The following is a 5,216-nucleotide window of genomic DNA, read 5'->3' as shown; positions in this document are numbered from 1 at the left end:
ACTGCTATGCGGTATCAATCGCCCATTCAGTATTCATTGGAATATGAATCGCCGTTTTTCCGGTATAAGGATGAGCTAGGAAATATCCATGAGGTATGGTTTGAAGATGTCAGAAGCATGGGGCAGAAAATGAAATTGGCTCGTCAATATCGGATTGCAGGCGTTGGGGCATGGGAGTTGAAGTTAAGATTTGCGCCAGGGCCGTGGCTTCTGAGAAAGTTTTTTACCGTAATCAAAGTGTAATGAATCGTGCGAAGTAGTGTTGATGGGGATATGAAAATGGAACGAAGTAATAGTAAGAAGTAAAGAACACGGGTGGCTGTTTTCTTTGCCGTTCGTAAAGAAAGTGTTTATAGCCATCGTCTTAGTTCGTGTCTCAATAGGGGTTATGGTGGATGGTTCTTTGGAGCATCAACGTGAGTGACTGTGGAATTGGATACAGGGGAATATGGGGATGCGCCGAAAAAGCAGCGAAAATAACGCTGCTTTTTTGTTGACAAACAAAAAAGCATTCGATAACATGGTTAGTGTAATACACATACATGTATATGTATGGGTCTAGGCAGCATGTATGTATAGAATTGAGTTAAGTACTCAAACATAATGACGAAAATATTCAAGGAGGTTGTTTTCGATGAAAGTGGCGATTATTGCAGCAAACGGCGGGTTGTTTGATGCGTACAAAGTGTTTAACATTGCGACAGCGGCTGCGGCGGCAGACGCGGAGGTCGGGGTGTTTTTCACGTTTGAGGGGTTGAATCTCATCCATAAAGAAGCGCACAAACAATTGCCGATTCCGGAAGGGAAGGAACATTTTCAACAAGGGTTCCAAAAAGCGAACGTTCCATCGATTGCCGAATTGCTTCAAATGGCGCAAGAGATGGGTGTGAAGCTGATCGCTTGCCAAATGACGATGGATGTCATGGGGCTTGACAAAGACCAATTCGTCGATGGCATTGAAGTAGCGGGGGCGGCGACGTTCCTGCAGTTTGCGAAAGACGCCGATATTACATTGGCCTTCTAATCGAAGGAGAGGAGGAAAGAGAATCATGGCACAAGTTACTGTTTATACTACAACGACGTGCCCGTACTGCGTCATGGCGAAAAACTTTTTGCGCGCTCAAGGGATTCCGTTTAAAGAAGTGAATGTCGAATTCGACCCGGAAGCAGCGCGCAGACTGGTGGAAACGACGGGGCAAATGGGCGTGCCCCAAATCGAAATCGGTGGCCGTTGGGTGCTCGGGTATGATCCAGATGCCATTATGGCATTGTGGAATCAGACGAATCATCGTTGAGAATAATGGACCATTGACAAAACCATAAGATCAGGAGGGGATATCGTTGGCAAAAACGATTTCGGTCAAAGAGATCGCCAATAAAATTATGCGCGGCGAGGAGTTGTTTATCGTAGACGCCCGCAATCCCGAAGATTTTGCTGATTGGCGTATTGAAGGAAAAGGAGTCGAAGTCGTCAACATTCCGTATTTTGAAGTGTTGGATGGCATTGAACCATATTTGGACCGTTTGCCGAAAGAGAAAAGCAAAACGATTTATGCCGTTTGCGCGAAGGGCGGTTCGTCAGAGTTTGTGGCTGAGCAGCTGGAGGCGGCAGGCTATGTGAACGCCTATTCGATCGAAGGCGGGATGAAGGCATGGAGCGAGCATTTGGAACCCGTAAAAATCGGTGAGCTGAAAAGCGGAGGGACGATTTACCAATTCGTCCGCCTTGGCAAAGGGTGTCTCTCGTATCTTGTCGAATCGAACGGTGAGGGGGCGTTGATCGATACGAACCGCATGACTGACGCTTACGTCCGTTTTGCGAACGAACACGGCATTACAATCAAGCATGTGCTCGATACGCACTTGCATGCCGACCATATTTCTGGCGGGCGTAAGTTGGCGGAAGAACTGGGTGCGACGTATTACTTGCCGCCGAAAGACGCAGAAGAGGTGACGTTTACCTACACACCGATTCAAGATGGCGACCGCATCCACGTTGGCCATGTCGTGATTGAAGCGTTGTATTCACCGGGACATACGATCGGCAGTACATCGTTTATTGTAGATGATCAATATTTATTAACCGGCGATATTTTGTTTGTTGATTCGATCGGACGCCCAGATTTGGCGGGGAAAGCGCAAGACTGGGTGAGCGATCTGCGGGAAACCCTTTATCGTCGTTATAAACAATTGGCGGATGATTTAATTGTGTTGCCAGCCCATTATATGGGGCCGAAGGAAATGAACGAGGACGGCAGTGTGGCGGAACGGTTGGGGATTTTGTATAAGAAAAATCACGGACTGAATATTTCTAGTGATGAAGAGTTTCGTCGTACCGTGACAGAAAACTTGCCGCCGCAACCGAACGCTTATCAGGAAATTCGGCAGACCAATATGGGGAAACTGCATCCGACAGAAGACGAACAACGGGAAATGGAAATCGGTCCAAACCGTTGCGCCGTTCGATAAAAAAGGAGCCGGCGTTTTCGAATGCCGGCTTTTTTCATCGGGTTGAACAATTGAGATTTCGTAGTTCTGGAAACCAAACCGCGCAGCAGTTGTTTAATGCTATGATCCTGTGTTGATGAAGGAGAAAATGGAGAATACGATTAAAATGAAAAGTCAGGAATCGGAGGGGAACGAATGACAGGGCATCGTTTTCATCATGAACATGCGGAACGGTTGTTGGATCCGAAGCGCAAAGAATGGATCGACCCGGAGAAGGCGGTTTCGGTGTTGTCAGTGAAACCGGACGATACGATTATGGATCTAGGGGCAGGGAACGGTTATTTCACGATTCCGTTGGCGCAAGCAACAAACGGAAACGTATATGCGGTTGACGTGCAGCCTGAGATGATCGAATTGCTAAAGCAGCGGGCGCAACAGCTAGGGATGACGAACATACAATACCAAGTCGCGGATGTCGTTTCGACGTCGCTACCTTCCCGCTCCATCGATAAAGGTATCATGGCGTTTGTCTTTCATGAAGTGGAACAAAAAGATGCTGCCATTGATGAAATTCGCCGTGTGATGAAGCCGGACGGGACGTTTCTTTTGATTGAATGGGAAGCGATAGAAAGCGAAATGGGGCCGCCGCTCCATGAGCGGATTCCGTCGGATGAACTGTTTTCCTATGTGAAACAAAAGGCGGGCAACGTGGAACTTGTCTGTTTTCACCCGGCTGTCTATGGTCTTTTGATTCGCTGGGAATAACCAATTGTTGAGGAAAATATTTCTTATTGTCATTATACCGTATAGGGTATATAATGATCATGCATAGGGTGAATAGAGGGGGTGAACCGTTGATCGTTAGCAGTTTGTTATTCTTTCTCATTCTTTTGGGCGCAGCGTTGTATCGACGCTACTATCCTGTAAAACATATCCCATGCCTTCCGGTAGAAGAGGTGCCGGACGGCTTGCTTCTTCTTGACTTGCGCGATTATAATGAAAGCAACGGCTCCATATTTGGCCAAGCGTTGCATATTCCGGTGGCGTATTTGAAACGGCATGCGCGGGATATTCCGCCAAAGCCGCTTCATATCATCGTTCAGGATGACATCGAAAAAAACGTCGGCATCCGCCTGTTGCGCCGCTACGGTTATGAGGTGAAAAGCTACTCAATCGCGGCTTGTGATTGTCAAGAAAGGGGGAGAACGAGCCGGTGGAATATAACAAAGAAGTCAAAAACCGCTTAAAACGGATTGAAGGACAAATTAAAGGTGTCCTCGGCATGATGGAACAAGGCAAAGACTGCAAGAGCGTCGTTTCCCAGCTGTCGGCGGCGCGCAATGCCATTGACCGCGCCATTGCGGTGATCGTCAGTACCAATTTGGAACATTGCCTGCGGGAAAACATGGAAAAAGGAGAAAGCACAGACCATCTTGTCAAAGAAGCCATCGAACTGTTGGTTAAAAGCCGTTAATGCGTTGCTCACAAAAAGGTGTTGACAACGTTCTTTTTCTCATGGTAATATACCCATAGGGGTAATAGTAATAAAATTTCTGGTGTGAAGGAGGTCATCATCATGAACGTCGCAAAAGTATTAGATGCCAAAGGATTGGCTTGCCCGATGCCGGTGGTGAGAGCGAAAAAAGCGATGGACGAATTGCAATCAGGTCAAGTGCTCGAGGTGCACACAACCGATAAAGGGGCGAAAAACGATTTGCCGGCATGGGCGAAAGCGAGCGGCCATACGGTGCTTGATATGAAAGAAGACAATGGTGTGTTGATGTTCTGGATTCAAAAAGGATAATTTTCACCTTTTTGTATACCCATACAGGTATAAGGAGAGGAGGTAGCAAGATGACACAGCCGAAGAAAAAGACGACGATCATTTTGTTCAGCGGCGACTATGATAAGGCGATGGCGGCTTACATCATCGCCAACGGCGCCGCTGCCTACGACCATGACGTGACGATTTTCCACACGTTTTGGGGGCTGAATGCCTTGCGGAAAGAGGCGCCCGTTCCGGTGCAAAAAGGGTTTCTTGAAAAGATGTTCGCGAAGATGATGCCGCGCGGCGCGGACCGCATGGGGCTGTCGCGCATGAACTTTGCCGGCATCGGCCCGAAGCTGATCAAAAAGGTGATCAAAAAGCATAACGCCATGCCGCTTCCGCAGTTGATCGAGATGGCGAAAGAGCAAGGCGTGAAGCTTGTCGCCTGTCAAATGACGGTCGATTTGCTTGGACTGAAGCCGGAAGAATTGATCGACGGCATTGAGTTTGCGGGGGTGGCTGCCTATTTGGCCGATGCTTCGGAAGGAAATGTGAACTTATTTATTTAAAATGAGGGAATGGTATGTCGCAAACCATCATCAACATCGTGTTGTTCGTTTTGCTTGCTTGGTTTCTCGCCAGTCGTTTCATTCCGCCGAAAGGAGTGAGGATGATCACGACGGCGGAATTGAAACGCCGGTTAAAAGAACCTGACGTGCAATATATTGACGTGCGCACTCCGATGGAGTTTCGCTCTTTCCACTTGCCGGGCTTTCGCAACATCCCGCTGCACGAATTGACAGCACGCGTTCACGAACTATCCAAAGAAAAAGAAGTGGTGGTCATTTGCCAAAGCGGAATGAGAAGCCAAAAAGCGAGCAAATTATTAAAGAAAATGGGATTTCAGCACGTGACGAACGTCAAAGGCGGCCTAAACGCCTGGCAGTAGAGGAGGATGAGGATGAAAACGATCACGCCTAAAGAAGTGGAGGAACGTCTT

9 protein-coding genes and 1 pseudogene are annotated in these 5,216 nt (G+C 47.8%); all 10 read left to right on the top strand.

Features of this window, described 5'->3' with window-relative positions; translation table 11 throughout:
• Window positions 1-243: pseudogene (locus VU18_RS19900) on the top strand (sporulation protein); the annotation flags it as partial.
• A 391-nt stretch (window positions 244-634) separates the two neighbouring features.
• Window positions 635-1,024 (top strand): DsrE/DsrF/DrsH-like family protein, encoded by a 390-nt coding sequence (locus VU18_RS08735; protein WP_011231562.1) that lies wholly within the window; start codon window positions 635-637, stop codon window positions 1,022-1,024.
• Between the two features lie 25 nt (window positions 1,025-1,049).
• Window positions 1,050-1,295, top strand: coding sequence for a glutaredoxin family protein (locus tag VU18_RS08730; RefSeq protein WP_011231561.1), 246 nt, complete (start codon window positions 1,050-1,052; stop codon window positions 1,293-1,295).
• 46 nt (window positions 1,296-1,341) lie between these two features.
• Window positions 1,342-2,469, top strand: a complete 1,128-nt coding sequence (locus tag VU18_RS08725; RefSeq protein ID WP_047757997.1) for an MBL fold metallo-hydrolase — start codon at window positions 1,342-1,344, stop codon at window positions 2,467-2,469.
• 174 nt (window positions 2,470-2,643) lie between these two features.
• Complete coding sequence (locus VU18_RS08720; protein ID WP_047757996.1) at window positions 2,644-3,213, top strand: class I SAM-dependent methyltransferase; 570 nt, start codon at window positions 2,644-2,646, stop codon at window positions 3,211-3,213.
• A gap of 89 nt (window positions 3,214-3,302) precedes the next feature.
• Window positions 3,303-3,695 carry a hypothetical protein gene (locus VU18_RS08715; protein WP_047757995.1) on the top strand — a complete coding sequence of 131 codons (393 nt, stop codon included), beginning with the start codon at window positions 3,303-3,305 and terminating at the stop codon, window positions 3,693-3,695.
• Entirely contained in the window at window positions 3,662-3,922 is a 261-nt protein-coding gene (locus VU18_RS08710; RefSeq protein ID WP_044743707.1) for a metal-sensitive transcriptional regulator, read from the top strand. The genes VU18_RS08715 and VU18_RS08710 overlap by 34 nt, the downstream gene beginning before the upstream one ends.
• Before the next feature lie 102 nt (window positions 3,923-4,024).
• Window positions 4,025-4,252 carry a sulfurtransferase TusA family protein gene (locus VU18_RS08705; protein WP_011231556.1) on the top strand — a complete coding sequence of 76 codons (228 nt, stop codon included), beginning with the start codon at window positions 4,025-4,027 and terminating at the stop codon, window positions 4,250-4,252.
• 50 nt (window positions 4,253-4,302) lie between these two features.
• Window positions 4,303-4,785 (top strand): DsrE/DsrF/DrsH-like family protein, encoded by a 483-nt coding sequence (locus VU18_RS08700; protein WP_013524024.1) that lies wholly within the window; start codon window positions 4,303-4,305, stop codon window positions 4,783-4,785.
• Window positions 4,786-4,799: 14 nt separating this feature from the next.
• Window positions 4,800-5,165 (top strand): rhodanese-like domain-containing protein, encoded by a 366-nt coding sequence (locus tag VU18_RS08695; protein ID WP_047757994.1) that lies wholly within the window; start codon window positions 4,800-4,802, stop codon window positions 5,163-5,165.
• The last annotated feature ends 51 nt before the right edge of the window (window positions 5,166-5,216 follow it).

The organism is Geobacillus sp. ZGt-1 (genome assembly GCF_001026865.1).
Lineage (GTDB): Bacteria > Bacillota > Bacilli > Bacillales > Anoxybacillaceae > Geobacillus > Geobacillus thermoleovorans.
Note: the sequence above shows the minus strand (reverse complement) of the source record. Positions and strands in the feature narration are given on the sequence as shown.

What these genes read in the sequence shown, in the direction of transcription:
- VU18_RS08700 (WP_013524024.1), top strand. Translation starts at nt 4,303, where the DNA reads ATGACACAGCCGAAGAAAAAGACGACGATCATTTTGTTCAGCGGCGAC.
- VU18_RS08720 (WP_047757996.1), top strand. Translation starts at nt 2,644, where the DNA reads ATGACAGGGCATCGTTTTCATCATGAACATGCGGAACGGTTGTTGGAT.
- VU18_RS08705 (WP_011231556.1), top strand. Translation starts at nt 4,025, where the DNA reads ATGAACGTCGCAAAAGTATTAGATGCCAAAGGATTGGCTTGCCCGATG.
- VU18_RS08730 (WP_011231561.1), top strand. Translation starts at nt 1,050, where the DNA reads ATGGCACAAGTTACTGTTTATACTACAACGACGTGCCCGTACTGCGTC.
- VU18_RS08735 (WP_011231562.1), top strand. Translation starts at nt 635, where the DNA reads ATGAAAGTGGCGATTATTGCAGCAAACGGCGGGTTGTTTGATGCGTAC.
- VU18_RS08695 (WP_047757994.1), top strand. Translation starts at nt 4,800, where the DNA reads ATGTCGCAAACCATCATCAACATCGTGTTGTTCGTTTTGCTTGCTTGG.